This is a genomic window from Martelella sp. K41-7, from assembly GCF_055808365.1.
The window spans coordinates 834,990-851,861 of sequence record NZ_CM147867.1; the positions used below are offsets into that span (position 1 = coordinate 834,990).

Consider the following 16,872-nt stretch of genomic DNA (forward strand, 5'->3'; position numbering starts at 1 on the left):
GGCGCTTCAAACTCCCAATGCGTTCTAGCACTGGCTCCGGGGCAAGACAAATGCTAACACTTATTCCGAAACGGCAATAATTACGGCGACTATGAACCTCACAGACATCGAGATCTTTGCCCGCGTGGCAACCACCGGCAGCATGACGGCGGCGGCGCAGGAATTGCGGCTTTCGCCGGCCGTCGTGTCCAAGAGCATCAAACGGCTGGAGGCAGAACTTGGCGCCCGTCTTTTGCAAAGGACCACGCGTCGGGTGATGCTGACGGAGACCGGCCGCGGCTACCACGAGCGCATATTGCCGGTTCTGGCCGGTGCGGAGGAGGCACGGGCGTTTGTGGAAGGGCGCACCGCGGCCGTCAGGGGACGGCTTCGGGTCTCAGCGCCCACATCTTTCGGGCGCATGCACATTGCGCCCCACCTCAGCACGTTCATGAACGCGCATGGGGCGCTGCAGATCGAACTGCTTTTGAACGACTCATTCGTCGATATTGTCGCGGATGGGTTTGATGTCGCGATCCGGATCGGTGAACTCAGCGACAGTACGCTGGTGGCCCGCAAGCTTGCGCCGGTGCGTCGGATCCTCTGTGCGTCGCCGGCTTATATCGCGCGGATGGGACTGCCGGAAACGCTGGCCGAACTTGAGGACCATATCTGCCTGCCGGCACACAATGGCGAACACTGGCGGCTGGAAAGCTTGCAGGGGCCGGTCTCGCTGCGCCCGGAGGGCCATCTTGTCACCAATTCCAGCGAGGTGGTGCGTGAGGCGGTGCTGGCCGGCATGGGGATTGCCCTGCGCTCGACCTGGGATATCGGACCGGAGCTTTCAAGCGGCCGGCTGGTGCAGGTTCTTGCTGACTACGAAAGCCCGGGCGATGTCGGACTTTTCGCCGTTTATCCCAGCCGCAATTTCCTGCCCGAAAAAGTGCGGCTATTCATCGATTTCCTGGCTAAGCTCTACGCCCCCGCATCTTATTGGGACAGGGGGGCGTGAAGTCTGTCGTCACGCAATGATCAATATGCCTGTGACCAGCGAGATCAGGATGACGATGAGAACGATGAAGATCAGAATGCGGGCGATGCCGGCCGAAAGACCCGCTACGCCGCGAAAGCCGAGAAGGCTCGCCACTGCGGCGACAATCAGCAATATCAAAATCCACTCAAGCATGGGTGTTCCTTTCGGGCTGAATTCGTCTTTGCAAGTCGAGATAAAAACGGCGCCGTAGGCGGAAAGTTCCGCGAGGCGGAGCGAAAACAGTCGCTGCAGGCAGGCGGACAGGCCGTGCAACCTGGCAATTTCATAAAAGCTTCACTTGCGGGTAGTTTCTATTCAGACAAGCCATGATAGAAACAACCTTTGTCAAATTTGCAGGAGTTCTGGGTCTGTACGCCAGCAGCCTCGCCTGCCGGAAGGAATACAGCGGGAAATGCCTTCAGACAGTAAGTTGGCTGACACCAAGGAAACGAGCGAAGCCCGCCAGCAATATGCAGCCCTGTGCTACAGGCTTATCAAGTCAAAAAAGAAGACTTGCATCGAGGTGTTGTTGATCACCAGCCGCGATACCGGACGCTGGGTGACGCCGAAGGGCTGGCCGATGGCCGACAAGGCCCCGCACGAAGTTGCCGCGCAAGAGGCATTCGAGGAGGCCGGCATCAGGGGCAAGGTCTCCGATAAACCGCTTGGCAACTTTTCCTATCTGAAGCGCCTCGATAACGGCACCTCCGTGCCCTGTATTGTCGCGCTTTTTCCGCTGCTTGTGCGCAAGACCAAGACGAAATTTCCCGAAGCGGACGAGCGGACACGTAAGTGGACGACGCCGGAAGAGGCTGCCGGACTGGTGCAGGAAAGCGAGCTGAAAACCCTGCTGATCGACTTCGTCGACCGGTTCGACAGGTGATTTGCCCGCCGTCAGGGCATTCTGATCTACTGCAATTTGCATTAGGTTACGCGCGATCTCATTCGAATCGCGGGAGCCCCCATGCGCGCCAACTACCGCCTTCAGCGCCTTTTTGTGGATGTCGATCTTGCCGCCGGCGCAAGCATCGAGGCCGACAAAAATCAGTTTCACTACCTTGCCCATGTCATCCGCGCCGATGAGGGAAGCGAACTTCTGCTCTTCAACGGGCGGGATGGTGAGTGGCTGGCACGGCTATCATATCCCACCCGCAAGAAGATCACCCTTGAACCGGTTGAGCAAACCCGTCCGCAGCCGCCATTGCCCTACCTTTCCTATCTGTTTGCGCCGCTGAAAACGGGGCGGATGGATTATATGGTGCAGAAGGCCGTCGAGATGGGGGTCGGGCGCATCCAGCCGGTTCTGACGCAGCATGTTCAGGGTAAGCCTGCCAAATCCGACCGGCTCAGGGCCAATATCATCGAGGCCGCCGAGCAATGCGGCGTGCTTGCCGTGCCCGACCTGGATGAGCCGGTCAAGCTTCCCGAACTGATGGAAAACTGGGATGCCGACCGGCGGCTGATCTTCTGCGACGAGGCGGACGAGCATCAAAACCCCGTTACCGCGCTTGGAGAAATCAAAGAGAAAAAGCTGGCGCTGCTGATCGGGCCGGAAGGCGGATTTTCCGATGAGGAGCGTGCCTTGCTGCACGAACTGCCTTTCGTAACAGCGATTCCGCTTGGTCCTCGTATCCTGCGCGCCGATACCGCTGCAGTCGCTGCGCTGGCGGTAATCCAGGCGACGATCGGCGACTGGAAATAAGGAAGTGACCTTTGGGAGCATGTCACGTCGTCGTGCATTTATGCTTTAATCAATGAAATTGACTTGATCGCTCCGGCAAACCGCGCCAATAGCGGGGGAACTTCCGGCCTTGCCGGCACACGATATCGAGGACGCTTCCATGGCCCGTGACACTTCCGACGCTACGCCGATTACAGATACGGCAGAACTTGCTGCCTATCTGGAGGCTGGATCAAAGCCCGAGGCGGATTTCCGCATCGGCACCGAGCATGAGAAGTTTCCGTTCTTCAAGGCGGATAATACCCCGGTTCCCTATGCGGGCGAGTATTCGATCTCGGCCATTCTGCAGGGCATGAAGGCCAAGCTCGGCTGGGAAGCCATCATGGACGGCGACAATATCATCGGCCTATCCGAGCCGTCCGGCATGGGCGCGATCTCGCTGGAGCCGGGCGGCCAGTTCGAGTTGTCCGGTGCCCCCGTGAAGACGCTGCACGAGACCTGCCGGGAATCAAACCGGCATCTGGCGGTGCTGCGCTCCGTTGCCGAGCCGATGGGGATCGGCTTCCTGGGTATCGGCGGTAGCCCAAAATGGACCCTCGAAGAAACCCCGCGCATGCCGAAATCGCGCTACGACATCATGAGCCGGTATATGCCGAAAGTCGGCACTCAGGGCCTCGATATGATGTACCGGACCTGCACGATCCAGGTGAATATCGATTTCTCGTGCGAGAGCGACATGCGCCGCAAGATGGCGCTGTCGCAAAAGCTGCAGCCGCTGGCAACGGCGCTTTTTGCGTCATCTCCCTTCACCGAAGGCAAGCCCAACGGGCTGTTGTCCTGGCGCGGTGATATCTGGCGCGACACCGACAACAACCGTTCCGGTCTGCTTGACTGCGCTTTCGAGCCGGGTTTCGGGTTCGAGCAATATGTCGAATGGGCACTCGACGTGCCGATGTATTTCATCATCCGCGACGGGCGTTATCGCGACTGCACCAACATCACCTTCCGCCAGTTCATGGCTGGCGCGCTTAAGGGCGAGGTGGAAGAGTGGCAGCCGACCATGGGTGACTGGACCAACCACCTTTCGACGCTGTTTCCCGATGTGCGGCTGAAGCGCTTCCTGGAAATGCGCGGCGCTGACGGCGGCACCTGGCGGCGCATTTGCGCGCTGCCGTCCTTCTGGGTCGGCCTGCTTTACGAAACCGGCGCGATGGATGCCGCCGAGCAGCTGACCTCAGACTGGACGATTGCCGATATTCACCGGCTGCGTGAGGAGGTTCCCCGCCTTGCGCTGAAGGCCGAGATCGGCGGCCGTTCACTTCTCGATGTTGGTCGCGATGTCATCGAAATCGCGCGCATGGGGCTGAAGGCCCGCCAAAACCTGAACAGCAGCGGTCAGAGCGAAGCCGTGTTCCTGATGACGCTCGACGAGATCGTCGCCAAGAAGGCGACCTTCGCCGAAGATCTTCTGGCACTGTACAATGGCCGCTGGAAAGGCTCGGTCGATCCGTTGTTTTCCGAGTTCCAGTACTGATTTTAACGTCTGGACGCTCGTTCAAGCAGGCACTACTGTCTTCTCCAGCGAGGAGATTGGAATGGGTGTGACCGGCATTGGCGGGTTCTTCTTTCGCGCGAAGAACCCTGAAGCGCTCAGCGCTTGGTACAGTGAACATCTCGGCGTTGGTGCCGGAGAACATGGCCATTGGGAAACTGCGGCCGGCGCTTCCGTGTTCGCGCCATTTCCCGAGACCAGCGACTATTTTCCAGCCGATAGGGCTTTCATGCTCAATTTGAGAGTGGATGATATTGACGCTATGTGTGAACGGCTGCACACCGCCGGTATCGAAATCAGCACCGATCCCGCTTGGGATATTCCTGGTGTTGGTCGCTTCGCACGGATCCACGATCCTGAAGGAAACCCGATTGAGCTGTGGCAGCCCGATCAAGCCTGAAGCCATTCGATAAAAAAAGCCCGGAAACCGAGTTTCCGGGCAAAATGCAGAGTGAAGGCTGAACCACCCTGCGGGGAAAATGACGCTTCCATCAGGCCGTGGTTGGGACGACGACCGTCAAATCAACGCCAAATTCTGGAATACATGCCGTCTATGCGAAACGACCGGCGAAAAAAACGGTGCAGGTGTCGGGCCCGCACCTGTCGGAAATTGTGGTCAGATCACCATACGCTGGGCGCGGTTGCAGGCCGCCCGCTTCAGGTCCACCATCGGATCTTCCTTGATGGAGGCCATATAGGCCTGTTCGACGTCTGTACGGGTCAGGCCTATATCCTTCAGCAGGGCATCGTCCATGTCGGCCATATAGCGGACGGCCGAGCGGTTTTTCGTGAACCGTGCCAGCGCAGCACGAAACGCGCTAAGGCTTTCCATCAAAGAGTTGGACCGGTGCGCCAGGGCCCGGCTATCAGATGCTCTTTCCATCAACGACATTGTCGCCTCCTGCGGTCGGGCCTTGACCATTCTGATCCGCGGCCCATTGAATAGATCCGAACGTATTCCCTTCGCGCTGTTTTGCGCGTCGTGTCCGACTGAATGTGAGCAAACCGGATTTCATGTACCGCAGCCACCCGAAACATGCTCGGGTCATAATTGACTGCGATTGGAATGCCCTTCTTGTTGTTTGACAAAATGGCGATTTCTTATTGATCAGTCCAACGAATGTTTCTAATATCAAACATCAATACTCTTGATGGGTGGTATTATGGTTGCGCCTTTGGATATCGATCAGCTTCAGACCTTCGTTGCCATTGTGGACAATGGGTCGTTTACGCGTGCCGCCGAGCAGGTTTTCAAAACCCAGTCGGCGGTATCCATGCAGATGCGTCGGCTTGAGGAGCGGATCGGCAAGCGACTGTTTACCAAGGATGGTCGCGGCGTCCGGCTGACCGACGAGGGTGACAAGCTTTTAAACTACGCGCGGCGGATCATCCGCCTCAATAATGAGGCGATTTCCGCATTCGACGACAATCGGCTTGAAGGCTCGATCCGCATCGGCACGCCGGATGACTATGCCGACCGCTATATGCCGGACATCATCAACCGGTTTGCCAAATCGCACCCCAATGTCGAGCTTTACATCGTCTGCGAGGATTCCAACGACCTTGTGGAGCGTCTGAAAAGGGGCGAACTCGATATGGCGCTGGTCACCCACAATCCGCGAACGCGCGATTCGGAAGTTGTGCGCACCGAGCCCTTGTGCTGGGTGGCGTCTGCCAACCATGCGCTGCCTGTGGACCGTCCGGTGCCGCTCGCGGTCGGCCGGCGTGATTGCCGCTGGCGCCAGCTCGCGATCTCTGCGCTTGAAGGTGTGGATCGCGATTACCGCGTTCTGTTCACCAGCTGGTCGGCAACCGTCGTGGCCTCTGCCGTGCTTGCCGGCATGGCGATCTCGATCCTGCCGGAATCGGCGCTGCGCAACGGCATGCGCGTGCTCTCGCAGGCCGACGGTTTCCCGTCGCTGCCGCCGGTACAGATCGGCCTGATGAAACGCCCCGGCGCCGCAGCCTCGCTGACGACCGCGCTTTCCAACCACATCATCGCCTCGCTCGACAATATCAGCACCGTGGAGGCAGCTCCGGGCTTCGATCTGGACGTCAAGGCACTGCCGCGCTCACAGCGGCTGAAGTCGGGCCCGATTTCGGCAAGCTGGTAGGTTTCGCAAAGAGCAAAGACCGGTGCATCGCGCACCGGCCTTTTTCTTCGTCGTTGAGGAGCTTCATCGGGAGGCGGCCCCTCAGGCCATCGCCGCCGGGCTCTTGAGCGCGGCCATGCCGGCTTCGGCATCGGCGCCAGCGGGCAGGCGCATCGGTGTTGAGGGATCGGTTGCCGCGCGCCACACGCCTTGCGCGACATCTTCAGGTGTGGTTACCAGATCGGCGGGTTCGGCGGCCCACTGTTTGAAGACGCCATCGGCGATTTCAGCGTAGGCTTCGGCGACGCCCATGCCATCGGGTGAAAGCTTCGCGGCATTCTTGCCAAACTCGGTGGTGGGGCCGCGCCCGGGCAGAACCACACGCACACCGACGCCGAAGGGCGCAAGTTCCAACGCCAGTGCAGTCGCTGAAAGCGTTCACCGCCGCCTTGCTGGCCGTATAGACGGAGAGCAGGAGAAGCGGCCGGAGCGTGACCGTCGAGGTGACATTGACGATCATGCCGGAGCGCCGGGCTCGAAACTGCGGCAGGAAAGCCTGAGTCAGCGCCATGAGGCCGATGGTGTTGGTCTCGAAGACCTTGCGAATGATATCAACCGGCGTGCCTTCAAGGGCGTTGAGCCAGCCGACACCGGCATTGTTGACGAGGACATCCACCGGCCCGGCCGCTTCGACCACATTGGCAATGCTTTGTGGATCGGTAACGTCGAGCGGCAGGATTTTCAGATTGTCGGATGCGGGAAACAGCTCCGCGCGGGGTGTACGCATGGTGGCGATGACCCGGAAGCCGCGGTCGAGGAAGATTTTTGCGGTCTCAAGGCCGAAACCGGAAGAGCAACCGGTGATCAGGACAGTTTTCATGGATAGCTCCTTTGCACAAGGCGACAGACGCACGAGCGCCAGACGCCGGAAGGCGTTGAACAGAATTGTCGGTTTATCGGGTGGTCAACGGCGGTGGCGCGCTGACAATGCCAATATAGACAGTCAGGTCCGGACGGACCATAATGGGAGATCGCATTTGCATCATAGGAAGTCCGGATTTGACCGATCCCCTTGCCGATATCGTCACATTTCTTCAGCCGCGCGCGCCTTATTCAAAATGGGTGACAACGGCAGGCCCATGGCGCATCCGGAGGCAGCAGACCGGACAGGTTTTCTATTGTCTGGTGCTTGAGGGTTCCATTCGGTTTCAGACAGACGGCCGCGAGGAGATTACCCTGATGCAGGGCGATTTCGCGCTGGTGCCGTCGTCTTTCGGCTTTACGACGACCAGCCCGACGGAATCATTGCCGCCGGGCGAAGTCTCGGCGCCCGTTTTCCTCGACAACGGTTCGCTCAGGCTCGGCCGCCCGCACGGTCACGCCGACAGCCAGTATCTCGTTGGCCACTGTGTTTTCGGTTCTGAGGATGCGGCTCTGCTGGTATCGCTGCTGCCCGAAACCATCATCGTCCGGCAAGATGACCGGCTGACGGCTCTTGCAAAGCTGGTGCGCGGCGAGACGCTGTCGCGGCGTCCGGCACGCGATGTCGTGCTCGAGCGTCTTCTTGAGCTTTTGTTCATCGAGGCGTTGCGGTCGACGGCTGCCGGTGCATCGGCTCCTGGCCTGTTACGCGGGCTTGGGGATCCGCGGCTGTCGGAGGTTATCCGCGCGATCCATCGTGAACCGGGACGCGGCTGGACGGTCGCTGATCTCGCCGCGATCGCGGCGCTGTCACGCTCGTCCTTCTTTGCGCGCTTCAGCCGTGCCGTTGGGGTGCCGCCGATGGAATATCTGTTCGCATGGCGGATGGCTCTGGCGAAAAACCTCCTGAGCCAGGGCCAGCTTTCGGTCGCCGCCATTGCGGAGCGTATCGGCTATGGTTCCTCCAGCGCCTTCAGTCTTGCCTTCACTCGTCACAGCGGCATCGCGCCGACCTATTTCGCCCGCTCCGAGGCCAAAATGGCGGCGGAATAGCAAAAGGCCGGCGCTTTCCGCACCGGCCTTTGTCTTGTTCGTTCGTATCCTTAACGCGGCCTATTCGGCTGCGTTCGGGGCGCCGGGCGTCGAGATCGCGTTGGCCTCGTAGCCATGGGCTTCCTTCAGTGCCGCGCGCACGCCGGCCTCATAGGCGGGATGGACCTGCTTGAACAGCGCAAGCTGACGCTCGATGATTTCACCCGGCACACCGCCCATGGCGGCGGCGACATTGTCGAACAGACGCGCCTTCTGGCCATCGTCGAACAGTTCGAACAGCGCACGGGGCTGGCCGAAATCGTCATTGCCTTCACGGTGGTTGAACCTGCCCATGTCGCCTTCGATGCGCAGCGGTGGTTCCTGCACGGACTTGTCCTCAACCGCGCCCCCCATGCTGTTGGGCTCGTAGTAAGCATCCGTTGCTCCGGTCTTCTGGCCGAAGAAATTCATCTGGCCATCCTTGTGGTAGTGATGGACCGGACACTTCGGAGCGTTGACCGGCAGCGCCTCATAATGGGTGCCAAGACGATAGCGGTGGGCATCTGCATAGGAAAAGATTCTGGCCTGAAGCATCTTGTCCGGTGAATGCGAGATGCCGGGCACGACGTTGGAAGGCGAAAACGCCGCCTGTTCGATTTCGGCGAAGTAATTGTCGGCGTTGCGGTTCAGCTCCATCACGCCGATATCTATCGGCGGATAGTCACTGTGCGGCCAGACCTTGGTGAGGTCGAAGGGGTTATAGGAGGTCTTATCGGCGTCCGCCTCCGGCATCACCTGCACCTGGACCTTCCATCGCGGGTAATTGCCTGTCTCGACCTTTTCGAACAACGCTTCCTGATAGGTCTCGCGGCTCTTGCCGATCAGTGTTTCGGCCTCGTCATTGGTGTAGTGCTTGTGGCCCTGTTCGGTTTTGAAGTGGAACTTGACCCAGAAGCGTTCGCCGGCATCGTTCAAGAGCGAATAGGTATGCGATCCATAACCGTTCATGAAGGTCGGGTCGACGGGAATGCCGCGGTCTGACATCAAGATCGTGACTTGATGCAGGCTTTCCGGCGACAGTGACCAAAAATCCCACATTGCCGTTGGTGAACGAAGATTGGTGCGCGGATGACGTTTCTGGGTATGGATGAAATCCGGGAACTTGTAAGCGTCGCGAACAAAGAACACCGGCGTGTTGTTGCCAACAAGATCCCAGTTGCCGTCCTCGGTATAGAACTTCAACGCAAAGCCGCGCACGTCGCGCTCGGCGTCGGCCGCCCCCAGTTCGCCGGCAACGGTCGAGAACCGGGCGAGCATCGGTGTTTCCGCGCCCGGCTGGAGACACTTGGCCTTGGTATATCTGGAAATGTTGCCAGTGATCTTCAGCGTGCCGAATGCGCCCCAGCCCTTAGCATGGACGACGCGCTCGGGGATGCGCTCGCGGTTTTGATGGGCAAGCTTCTCGAGAAGCTGATAGTCCTGAATCATCACCCCGCCACGCGGGCCGGCGGTGATCGAATTCTGGTTGTCCGGCAGCGCAGCGCCGGCTGTGGTCGTCAGTGTCGGTTTCTTGTCGGTCATGGTTTCCTCCTTCTCTGGACACATTGTCTGGCCGCAAACACGGCATTTTCGCGGCAAACGCCGGTTGCCTCGGATTATCCTGAAACTATCGCACCTTGCGTCAATAATTCCCAATTGTGATTTCTGAATTTTTCGATAATGAAAACCTATGATAACATTCAAGCAACTCCGTTACTTCGAAGCGCTTTCGCGTGAACGCCATTTCGGCCGCGCGGCGGAATCCGTGCATGTCAGCCAACCGGCGCTTTCCGCGCAAATCATGGAGATGGAGGCGAGCCTCGGTGCGCGTCTTGTCGAGCGCGGTCGCCGCAAGGTCATACTCACACGTGAGGGAAAGCGCGTTCTTGCCCATGCACGCACCGTGCTGACGTCTATGGCCGAACTGGAGCGCGCTGCCAGTGCCATCCTCCGCGCCGCTTGTCGGCCCGCTTGCCATCGGCCTGATCCCGACGGTCGCCCCCTATCTCATTCCCCGGCTGGTGCCGTATCTGAACGACCACTTTCCCGAGGCCGAGATTGCGCTGAAGGAAGCGATCACAGATCGCCTGCTCGATGATCTTCAGGACGGAACGCTCGATGCGGTGATCGCGGCCTTGCCTCTGGAGCGCGATGGGCTGAGCGTGAAAAAGCTCTTCGAGGATCAGTTTTTCATGGCCGTGGCGCGCAACAACAGAACCGTACTTGCTTCTCCGTTGACGCAGGCTAGCATTGCGCCGGAGCGACTTCTACTTCTGGAAGAGGGGCATTGCCTGCGCGATCAGGCGCTGGCGGTTTGCGAGCGTGCACCGCGCCGGGCGATTGTCAATGTCGGGGCCACATCGATGACGACACTGCTGCAGATGGTGGCAAACGACATGGGCATGACGCTGATACCCGAAATGGCGGTTGCGGCAGAGACTGCACGCACCGCGCTTTCGATTCTGCCCTTTGCCGAGCCTGCTCCCGCGCGCGCCATAGGCCTCGCCTGGCGACGTTCGGATGCGCGCGACGATGATATGGAGGCCCTTTCACAGGCCGTCGTGGCCTGTGGCACATCATCGCCACAGGGACAACGCGTATAAAAAGCGAAAATCATGTCACCGGCCTGTCAGGAGAGATAGCTATTTCTCCACGGACACGGCATGATTGCGGTGAACGCGCCCGGGGCTGGCGCTATATTGCATGAAGAGAGGGATATCATGATTGGAACAGCAAAGCGGCTGGTCATTGCGGGGGTGCTGGCGCTGAGCCCGGCAGCGGCGTTTGCCGACGATGATGTCATGGTCTTCGGCGACGACACCTATGTCAGCGGCCAGACGACCAATCTCGATACCGACAGCCCGCGCAGCGCATTCGTTTCCGGTTTTTCCGCCTCGATCAACGGCCCGGTGGCCAAGGATGCGCACATCGCTGGCGGTCATGTCAGTGTCGATGCGCCGGTGGCCGGCGATCTTTACGCCGCCGGCTTCTGGGTCGCGATCGACGGTTCCATCGGCGGCGACCTCTCGGCGTCCGGCTATTCCGTTTCCCTTGAGAAAAACGCCTCGATTGGCGGCAATTCCCGCGTTTCCGCTCGCTCTATTGAAGTCGATGCGCCGATGAGTGGCAGCTTTCTGGCCGTGGCTCAGAAAATCGCCATCAACGCGCCGATCACCGGCGACGTCATGATCGGCATCACTGAACTTACATTTGGCCCGGATGCGAGGATCGATGGCACGCTGACCTATGTCGGGCCGAAGTCGATCGAGATTCCTGAAAATGTAATTTCGCCGGATCGCGTCATTCATCGGCAATTCGCAGGCACGGCGCTTTCCACACTTGCGCAGATGTCGGCGGCAGGGGGGCGATCCACGAAATTCGGGAGAATGGCGTGGTTCGCACCACCGCAGAAGGCGTGGCGACAAAGGCAGCTGTCAATGTTGCCAAAAACCAACTCCTTGGTGGTGACGACGCCGGGTTCTGGGCGCTGCTGGCCGGCTTACTGGTGACCCTGATTATCTATTTGGTGATAGTGGCAATCTTTCTGGCTTATGTTCCGGGACGCACCGAAGCGGTCCGCGCGCGGCTTGCAGCCAAGCCGTTTTCGTCTCTGTGCCTGGGCTTCCTTTTTCTTTCAATGCTGGTCGGTGCTGTTCCTGTTGCCGCCGTCACCGTTGTCGGGATCGTCTTCATTCCCTTTATTCTGCTGGCGATTTTCGCCGCATGTGTTCTGGCCTATCTGGTCGCTACCTATACGATGGCCTGGGCCGTTCTCTCGCGGATCAAGCCGATTGTGCCGTCACTTCTCAACAAGCTTCTTGCGACGGCTGCCGGCCTCGTTCTCCTGTCGCTGACCCATTATCTGTGGTTCTTCGGCTGGATCATCAATCTGGCCGTTGTTCTGTTCGGCCTCGGTGCCATTGCCGCGGTTTGCGCGAAGACCATGCTGGCGCGCCGTGAGGGCGATGCCGCAGAAGAGGCCGCAACCTTGCCGCCTGAAACAGCGGCGGCTGACAAGCCGGCGGCGGGCGAAAGCGGAAATGAGCCTGACAGCCCCTAAGATGAAGCGTCATGCCGGTTCTCAGTCCCTCGTGTTTCCGCTAGAAGCATCCGGTTCGCGAGAAAAACAGGGAGTGGGGCATGACTGAAAAAGCCGGGTTGATTACAGGCGAGGATGGGCGCGCACGCTGTTTCTGGCACGGCAATCTGCCGGATTATCTGCGCTACCATGATGAAGAATGGGGGCGGCCGGTCGTTGATGATGCCCGGCTGTTCGAAAAGATCTGTCTGGAAGGGTTTCAGTCGGGTCTGTCGTGGCTCACAATCTTGCGCAAGCGTGAGAATTTTCGCGAGGCCTTTGATGGTTTCGATTTTCACAAAATTGCGCGCTACACCGAATCCGATGTCGAGCGGCTTTTGGGCAATGCCGGAATCATTCGCCATCGCGGCAAGATCGAGGCGACGATCAACAATGCCGGCCGCGCCATCGAGATGAAGCGTGAATTCGGCACGCTTGCCGCATGGTTCTGGGCGCAGGAGCCGGGACCTGAGGTTCGCCCCGCGATTGTCGATCGCGAAACGCTGGTGGCAAATCCGACGACGCCGGTCTCCGTCAAGATTTCGAAGGACCTGAAAAAGCGCGGATGGAAATTTGTCGGCCCCACCACCGTCTATGCTTTCATGCAGGCCATGGGGCTGGTGAATGACCATATTGAAGGCTGTTGCTGCCGGGGCGAGGTGGAAAGGTTGAGGGCGGAGTTGGTCCGCCCCGCAATCAGATCGGCCTAGCCGATCTGCAACACGAAGATCAGGCTGAGCGCGATTGCCGTCAGCACGCCGATGGACAGGATCGCGGTGGCGACCACGCGGCCACCGGCGCGGCCGAGAGAGCGGATATCGACCGAAAGGCCGAGTGCAGCCATGGCCAGCACCGTGAGCGCGTTTGAGGTGTGGGCCAGCGGCGGAACGAGGTTTTCCGGAATGGCGCCGAAAGAGCGCAGCGCCATCATCAACGCAAAGCCAATGATGAACCACGGGGCGATGTGCCTGAGCCGGACCTTTGCGCCCGAACCTTTGGAGGCGGCCCGTGCGCTCATGCCGAGTGCGAACAGAACCGGACCGAGCATCATCACGCGGATCAGCTTGACCAGCGTGCCGGTCTGCACCGCGATGAGCCCGCCCGGCTGGGCGGCGGCCAGCACCTGCGGCACGGCATAGACGGTCAGTCCCGACAGAACGCCATATTGCGTGCCGGTCAGTCCAAGGCCGACGAGCGCCAGCGGCAGTGCCAGAACCATGACGACGCCGAGAACGGCGGTAAAGGCAATTGCCGAGGCAACATCCTCCGGCTCAGCGTCAATCACCGGGGCCGCCGCCGCAATGGCGGAATTGCCGCAGATTGAATTGCCGCAGGCCACCAGCGTGGCTAGCTTGTGCTTGAGGCCAAGGCCGCGGCCGATTCCATAGGAAATCGCGATTGCTGCGATGACGGTGAAAATGATGCCGAGCACCAGTGCTGGCCCTGCCGCCTTCAGCGCCTGCATGCTGATCGAGGCGCCAAGCAGTACAATCGCGACCTCAAGCACGAATTTCTCGCAGAAGCGAATGCCGGGCGTGAACGCTGCCGGCAGGTTCACAAGCGAGCGGATGGCGGTGCCGATCAGGATCGCCAGCACCAGATTTTCGATGAAACGATGCTCGGTGAGGTGCACCTCTACCGCCTCAAGCCCGAAGGCCGAAAGCGCGACGATACATGACAGCACAATGCCGGGCGCCAGCGACAGAAAAGGCGCGGCCCAGGGATGGGTGTTTTCATTTTGAAGAGCAATGCGCATTGGGGAATCCTGTGTTGCACAAAGCATGTCATGCTCAAATGTCGCCTTCCATCGAATAATAATTGACGTTTCGTTCGATTAAAGCGAATGTTTTTCCATGATGACACTTGAACAATTGGTGGTGTTTGTGGCGGTTGCCGAGCGCGAGCATTTGACGCGCGCAGCGGAAAGCCTGCATCTGACGCCGTCTGCCGTTTCCAGCGCCATTCGCAAACTGGAAGATTTTTATTCCGTGACGCTTTTCGACCGGGTCGGGCGCGGCATCGTGCTGACGGCGGAGGGCAGGGCCTTTCTGGAAGAGGCTCGGGCAACGCTGGCGCGGGTTCGTTCAGCCGAACGCGTTCTGGGCGAACTCGGCGGGCTGGAACGCGGCGCGCTCTCGGTGTTCGCCAGCCAGACAATCGCCAGCTACTGGCTGCCGGAAGTGCTGATGCGCTTTCACGCGCGCTATCCCGGCATCGAATTGCAGCTCTCCATCGGCAACACCATGATGGTGGCCGATGCGGTGGCCCGTGGCGAGGCGGAGCTTGGCTATATCGAGGGCACGCTTGACAACCCGCTTCTGGCCAAGCGCCATCTCACCGATGATGCGCTGATGGTGGTGGTGGCGCCTACCCATCCGCTGGCAAAGGACCAGCCGGTGACGCCCGGCGAACTTGCCAGAAATGTCGCCTTCGTGCTGCGCGAGGAGGGATCCGGCACGCGGTTTGAATTCGAACATGCCATGGCGGATTTCGGCATCGCGCCCGCCGATCTCAATGTGGTCATGGTGCTGCCATCCAATGAAGCGGTGCTGTCTGCTGTGCGCTCCGGCCATGCCGCCACGGCGATTTCCGGCGCGGTTGCAGCCCCATGGCTGGCGTCCGGCGAGCTGAAACGGGTCAATTTCGACCTGCCGTCTCGCGCCTTCCAGCTCTTGAGCCATAAGGAACGCCACCTCAGCAAGGCGGCGAATGAGCTGGTGGCGTTTTCGCTTGCGGGCAGCAAGCAGGCGTGAACGGTTCTGCAAGACTTGCCGCACGGGCCTTGATCACTTAAGACAGCGGGCGAAATTCCTCTCCTTTCGATGATGAAGAGCACCATGAGCGACAAGAAGAAAAACAAGCCGCAGAAACTGAAGGCCCGCCTGCCGCGCGGTTTTGGCGACCGCTCTGCTGCCGATATCCGCGCGACCGAGGAAATGGTGGCGAAGATCAAGGCGGTTTATGAAAATTACGGTTTCGATCCGGTGGAAACGCCGCTGTTTGAATATACCGATGCGCTGGGAAAATTCCTGCCGGATAGCGACCGCCCGAATGAGGGTGTGTTTTCGCTGACAGACGACGACGACCAGTGGATGAGCCTGCGCTATGACCTGACAGCGCCGCTCGCCCGCCATGTCGCTGAAAACTTCAACGAGATCCAGCTGCCCTACCGCACCTATCGCAACGGCTATGTGTTTCGCAACGAAAAGCCGGGACCGGGCCGCTTCCGCCAGTTTATGCAGTTCGATGCCGACGTCGTCGGCGCGCCCGGCGTCCAGACCGATGCCGAAATGTGCATGATGATGGCCGATACGATGGAAGCGCTTGGCATTCCGCGTGGGGATTATGTGATCCGGGTGAATAACCGCAAGGTGCTGGATGGCGTGCTGGAGGGGATCGGCCTCAGCGGCGAGGAGAATGCAGCGCAGCGGCTGACGGTGCTGCGGGCGATCGACAAGCTCGATAAGTTTGGCGTCGACGGCGTCCGGCTGCTGCTTGGGGAGGGGCGCAAGGATGAGAGTGGGGACTTTACCAAGGGCGCTGGGCTCGATGATAAGGAGATAGAACAGCTTATTAAGCTTGTTGACTGGACCAACTCGAGAATAGCGACCAAACGAGTTGGCGATAGCTATCCGATTAGTTGGAGTGAGAGAGCCGAAACGGATGAAAATCGTTCTGATCAGTTTTCGTCGTCAAATTTGTCAAGGATCCAGGCTCTATTTATCGGGTTCGGCTGGCATAAGGCAACGCATGTCGGGATTGACGAACTGTCGCAAATATCCTCGTTGATTTCATCAGCTGGATACGATGATAGAGTACAAATTGACCCCTCCTGTGTCCGTGGCCTCGAATACTACACTGGCCCCGTCTACGAAGCCGAGCTCACCTTCGACGTCACCAATGAAAAAGGCGACAAGGTCGTGTTTGGCTCGGTCGGTGGTGGCGGGCGGTATGATGGGCTGGTGTCGCGGTTCATGGGCCAGCCGGTTCCGGCGACGGGCTTTTCCATCGGCGTGTCGCGGCTGATGACGGCGCTGAAGAACCTCGGCAAGCTGGGTGCATCCGACGTTCTCGAGCCGGTGCTGGTCACCGTCATGGACGGCGATGCGGAAAGCATGGGCCGCTATCAGAAGATGACGCAGCAATTGCGAAGCGAAGGCATCCGCGCCGAGATGTATCAGGGCAACTGGAAGAAATTCGGCAATCAGCTGAAATATGCCGACCGTCGCGGCTGCCCCATCGCCATCATTCAGGGCGGCGACGAGCGCGCCGAGGGCGTGGTTCAGATCAAGGACCTGATCGAGGGCAAGCGGCTTTCCGGCGAGATCGAGGACAATGCCGAATGGCGCGAGGCCCGCGTGGCCCAGAAGACCGTGCCGGAAAGCGCGCTCGTCGAGGAAGTCCGCGCCATGCTGGAAGCGCAGGCGGAGGATCGGCGCCGGGCCGGATAGCAAGCCGGAGAGG

General features: G+C 59.7%; 16 protein-coding genes and 2 pseudogenes. 13 read left to right on the forward strand and 5 right to left on the reverse strand.

The window, feature by feature from the left end; translation table 11 throughout:
- Positions 1-91 precede the first annotated feature (91 nt).
- Entirely contained in the window at positions 92-991 is a 900-nt protein-coding gene (locus AC0L7L_RS03895; RefSeq protein ID WP_473512132.1) for a LysR family transcriptional regulator, read from the forward strand.
- Between the two features lie 9 nt (positions 992-1,000).
- Here AC0L7L_RS03895 and AC0L7L_RS03900 read toward each other — a convergent pair whose 3' ends face one another.
- Positions 1,001-1,165 carry a DUF1328 family protein gene (locus AC0L7L_RS03900; protein WP_473512135.1) on the reverse strand — a complete coding sequence of 55 codons (165 nt, stop codon included), beginning with the start codon at positions 1,163-1,165 and terminating at the stop codon, positions 1,001-1,003.
- Positions 1,166-1,424: 259 nt separating this feature from the next.
- On the opposite strand from AC0L7L_RS03900, the gene AC0L7L_RS03905 reads away from it, so the two are divergent.
- From AC0L7L_RS03905 to AC0L7L_RS03920, 4 genes are all read left to right on the forward strand, one after another.
- Positions 1,425-1,895 carry an NUDIX hydrolase gene (locus AC0L7L_RS03905; RefSeq protein WP_473512138.1) on the forward strand — a complete coding sequence of 157 codons (471 nt, stop codon included), beginning with the start codon at positions 1,425-1,427 and terminating at the stop codon, positions 1,893-1,895.
- Between the two features lie 81 nt (positions 1,896-1,976).
- Complete coding sequence (locus AC0L7L_RS03910; protein ID WP_272210407.1) at positions 1,977-2,714, forward strand: 16S rRNA (uracil(1498)-N(3))-methyltransferase; 738 nt, start codon at positions 1,977-1,979, stop codon at positions 2,712-2,714.
- A gap of 139 nt (positions 2,715-2,853) precedes the next feature.
- Positions 2,854-4,227: a glutamate--cysteine ligase gene (locus tag AC0L7L_RS03915; protein ID WP_473512143.1), complete on the forward strand. Its 1,374-nt coding sequence runs from the start codon at positions 2,854-2,856 to the stop codon at positions 4,225-4,227.
- 61 nt (positions 4,228-4,288) lie between these two features.
- The gene (locus AC0L7L_RS03920; RefSeq protein WP_272210409.1) at positions 4,289-4,645 is read left to right on the forward strand and encodes a VOC family protein; all 357 of its coding nucleotides are present in this window, start codon (positions 4,289-4,291) and stop codon (positions 4,643-4,645) included.
- 216 nt (positions 4,646-4,861) lie between these two features.
- Here AC0L7L_RS03920 and AC0L7L_RS03925 read toward each other — a convergent pair whose 3' ends face one another.
- A complete protein-coding gene (locus AC0L7L_RS03925) occupies positions 4,862-5,137 on the reverse strand; it encodes a DUF1127 domain-containing protein (RefSeq protein ID WP_473512148.1) in 276 nt (91 codons plus the stop codon).
- 271 nt (positions 5,138-5,408) lie between these two features.
- On the opposite strand from AC0L7L_RS03925, the gene AC0L7L_RS03930 reads away from it, so the two are divergent.
- Positions 5,409-6,359 (forward strand): LysR substrate-binding domain-containing protein, encoded by a 951-nt coding sequence (locus AC0L7L_RS03930; RefSeq protein ID WP_272210410.1) that lies wholly within the window; start codon positions 5,409-5,411, stop codon positions 6,357-6,359.
- A gap of 81 nt (positions 6,360-6,440) precedes the next feature.
- On the opposite strand, the pseudogene AC0L7L_RS03935 reads toward AC0L7L_RS03930, so the two are convergent.
- Positions 6,441-7,218: pseudogene (locus AC0L7L_RS03935) on the reverse strand (SDR family oxidoreductase).
- A 179-nt stretch (positions 7,219-7,397) separates the two neighbouring features.
- Here AC0L7L_RS03935 and AC0L7L_RS03940 point away from each other — a divergent pair.
- Positions 7,398-8,312, forward strand: a complete 915-nt coding sequence (locus AC0L7L_RS03940; RefSeq protein WP_272210412.1) for an AraC family transcriptional regulator — start codon at positions 7,398-7,400, stop codon at positions 8,310-8,312.
- A 60-nt stretch (positions 8,313-8,372) separates the two neighbouring features.
- Here the strand turns inward: AC0L7L_RS03940 and AC0L7L_RS03945 are convergent, their stop codons facing one another.
- Positions 8,373-9,872, reverse strand: a complete 1,500-nt coding sequence (locus tag AC0L7L_RS03945) for a catalase (protein ID WP_473512153.1) — start codon at positions 9,870-9,872, stop codon at positions 8,373-8,375.
- A gap of 148 nt (positions 9,873-10,020) precedes the next feature.
- Between AC0L7L_RS03945 and AC0L7L_RS03950 the strand changes: the two are divergent.
- The 4 genes and pseudogenes from AC0L7L_RS03950 (at position 10,021) to AC0L7L_RS03965 (ending at position 13,118) form a co-directional block, all read left to right on the forward strand.
- Positions 10,021-10,933: pseudogene (locus tag AC0L7L_RS03950) on the forward strand (hydrogen peroxide-inducible genes activator).
- 117 nt (positions 10,934-11,050) lie between these two features.
- The gene (locus AC0L7L_RS03955) at positions 11,051-11,839 is read left to right on the forward strand and encodes a bactofilin family protein (RefSeq protein WP_473512156.1); all 789 of its coding nucleotides are present in this window, start codon (positions 11,051-11,053) and stop codon (positions 11,837-11,839) included.
- A 14-nt stretch (positions 11,840-11,853) separates the two neighbouring features.
- A complete protein-coding gene (locus AC0L7L_RS03960) occupies positions 11,854-12,390 on the forward strand; it encodes a hypothetical protein (protein WP_473512158.1) in 537 nt (178 codons plus the stop codon).
- 80 nt (positions 12,391-12,470) lie between these two features.
- Positions 12,471-13,118, forward strand: coding sequence for a DNA-3-methyladenine glycosylase I (locus AC0L7L_RS03965; protein WP_272210417.1), 648 nt, complete (start codon positions 12,471-12,473; stop codon positions 13,116-13,118).
- On the opposite strand, the gene AC0L7L_RS03970 is transcribed toward AC0L7L_RS03965, so the two are convergent.
- A complete protein-coding gene (locus AC0L7L_RS03970) occupies positions 13,115-14,164 on the reverse strand; it encodes a YeiH family protein (protein WP_473512164.1) in 1,050 nt (349 codons plus the stop codon). The genes AC0L7L_RS03965 and AC0L7L_RS03970 overlap by 4 nt on opposite strands.
- A gap of 97 nt (positions 14,165-14,261) precedes the next feature.
- Between AC0L7L_RS03970 and AC0L7L_RS03975 the strand changes: the two genes are divergently transcribed.
- Together AC0L7L_RS03975 and hisS are read left to right on the forward strand one after the other, a co-directional pair.
- Positions 14,262-15,161, forward strand: coding sequence for a LysR family transcriptional regulator (locus AC0L7L_RS03975; RefSeq protein WP_272210420.1), 900 nt, complete (start codon positions 14,262-14,264; stop codon positions 15,159-15,161).
- Positions 15,162-15,245: 84 nt separating this feature from the next.
- Positions 15,246-16,859 (forward strand): histidine--tRNA ligase, encoded by a 1,614-nt coding sequence (gene hisS, locus AC0L7L_RS03980; RefSeq protein WP_272210421.1) that lies wholly within the window; start codon positions 15,246-15,248, stop codon positions 16,857-16,859.
- Positions 16,860-16,872: the final 13 nt, after the last annotated feature.

Coding starts and splice junctions, on each gene's coding strand:
- AC0L7L_RS03915 (WP_473512143.1), top strand. CDS start 2,854: ATGGCCCGTGACACTTCCGACGCTACGCCGATTACAGATACGGCAGAA.
- AC0L7L_RS03900 (WP_473512135.1), bottom strand. CDS start 1,165: ATGCTTGAGTGGATTTTGATATTGCTGATTGTCGCCGCAGTGGCGAGC.
- AC0L7L_RS03955 (WP_473512156.1), top strand. CDS start 11,051: ATGATTGGAACAGCAAAGCGGCTGGTCATTGCGGGGGTGCTGGCGCTG.
- AC0L7L_RS03925 (WP_473512148.1), bottom strand. CDS start 5,137: ATGTCGTTGATGGAAAGAGCATCTGATAGCCGGGCCCTGGCGCACCGG.
- hisS (WP_272210421.1), top strand. CDS start 15,246: ATGAGCGACAAGAAGAAAAACAAGCCGCAGAAACTGAAGGCCCGCCTG.
- AC0L7L_RS03930 (WP_272210410.1), top strand. CDS start 5,409: ATGGTTGCGCCTTTGGATATCGATCAGCTTCAGACCTTCGTTGCCATT.
- AC0L7L_RS03975 (WP_272210420.1), top strand. CDS start 14,262: ATGATGACACTTGAACAATTGGTGGTGTTTGTGGCGGTTGCCGAGCGC.
- AC0L7L_RS03945 (WP_473512153.1), bottom strand. CDS start 9,872: ATGACCGACAAGAAACCGACACTGACGACCACAGCCGGCGCTGCGCTG.
- AC0L7L_RS03895 (WP_473512132.1), top strand. CDS start 92: ATGAACCTCACAGACATCGAGATCTTTGCCCGCGTGGCAACCACCGGC.
- AC0L7L_RS03970 (WP_473512164.1), bottom strand. CDS start 14,164: ATGCGCATTGCTCTTCAAAATGAAAACACCCATCCCTGGGCCGCGCCT.
- AC0L7L_RS03910 (WP_272210407.1), top strand. CDS start 1,977: ATGCGCGCCAACTACCGCCTTCAGCGCCTTTTTGTGGATGTCGATCTT.
- AC0L7L_RS03905 (WP_473512138.1), top strand. CDS start 1,425: ATGCCTTCAGACAGTAAGTTGGCTGACACCAAGGAAACGAGCGAAGCC.
- AC0L7L_RS03920 (WP_272210409.1), top strand. CDS start 4,289: ATGGGTGTGACCGGCATTGGCGGGTTCTTCTTTCGCGCGAAGAACCCT.
- AC0L7L_RS03965 (WP_272210417.1), top strand. CDS start 12,471: ATGACTGAAAAAGCCGGGTTGATTACAGGCGAGGATGGGCGCGCACGC.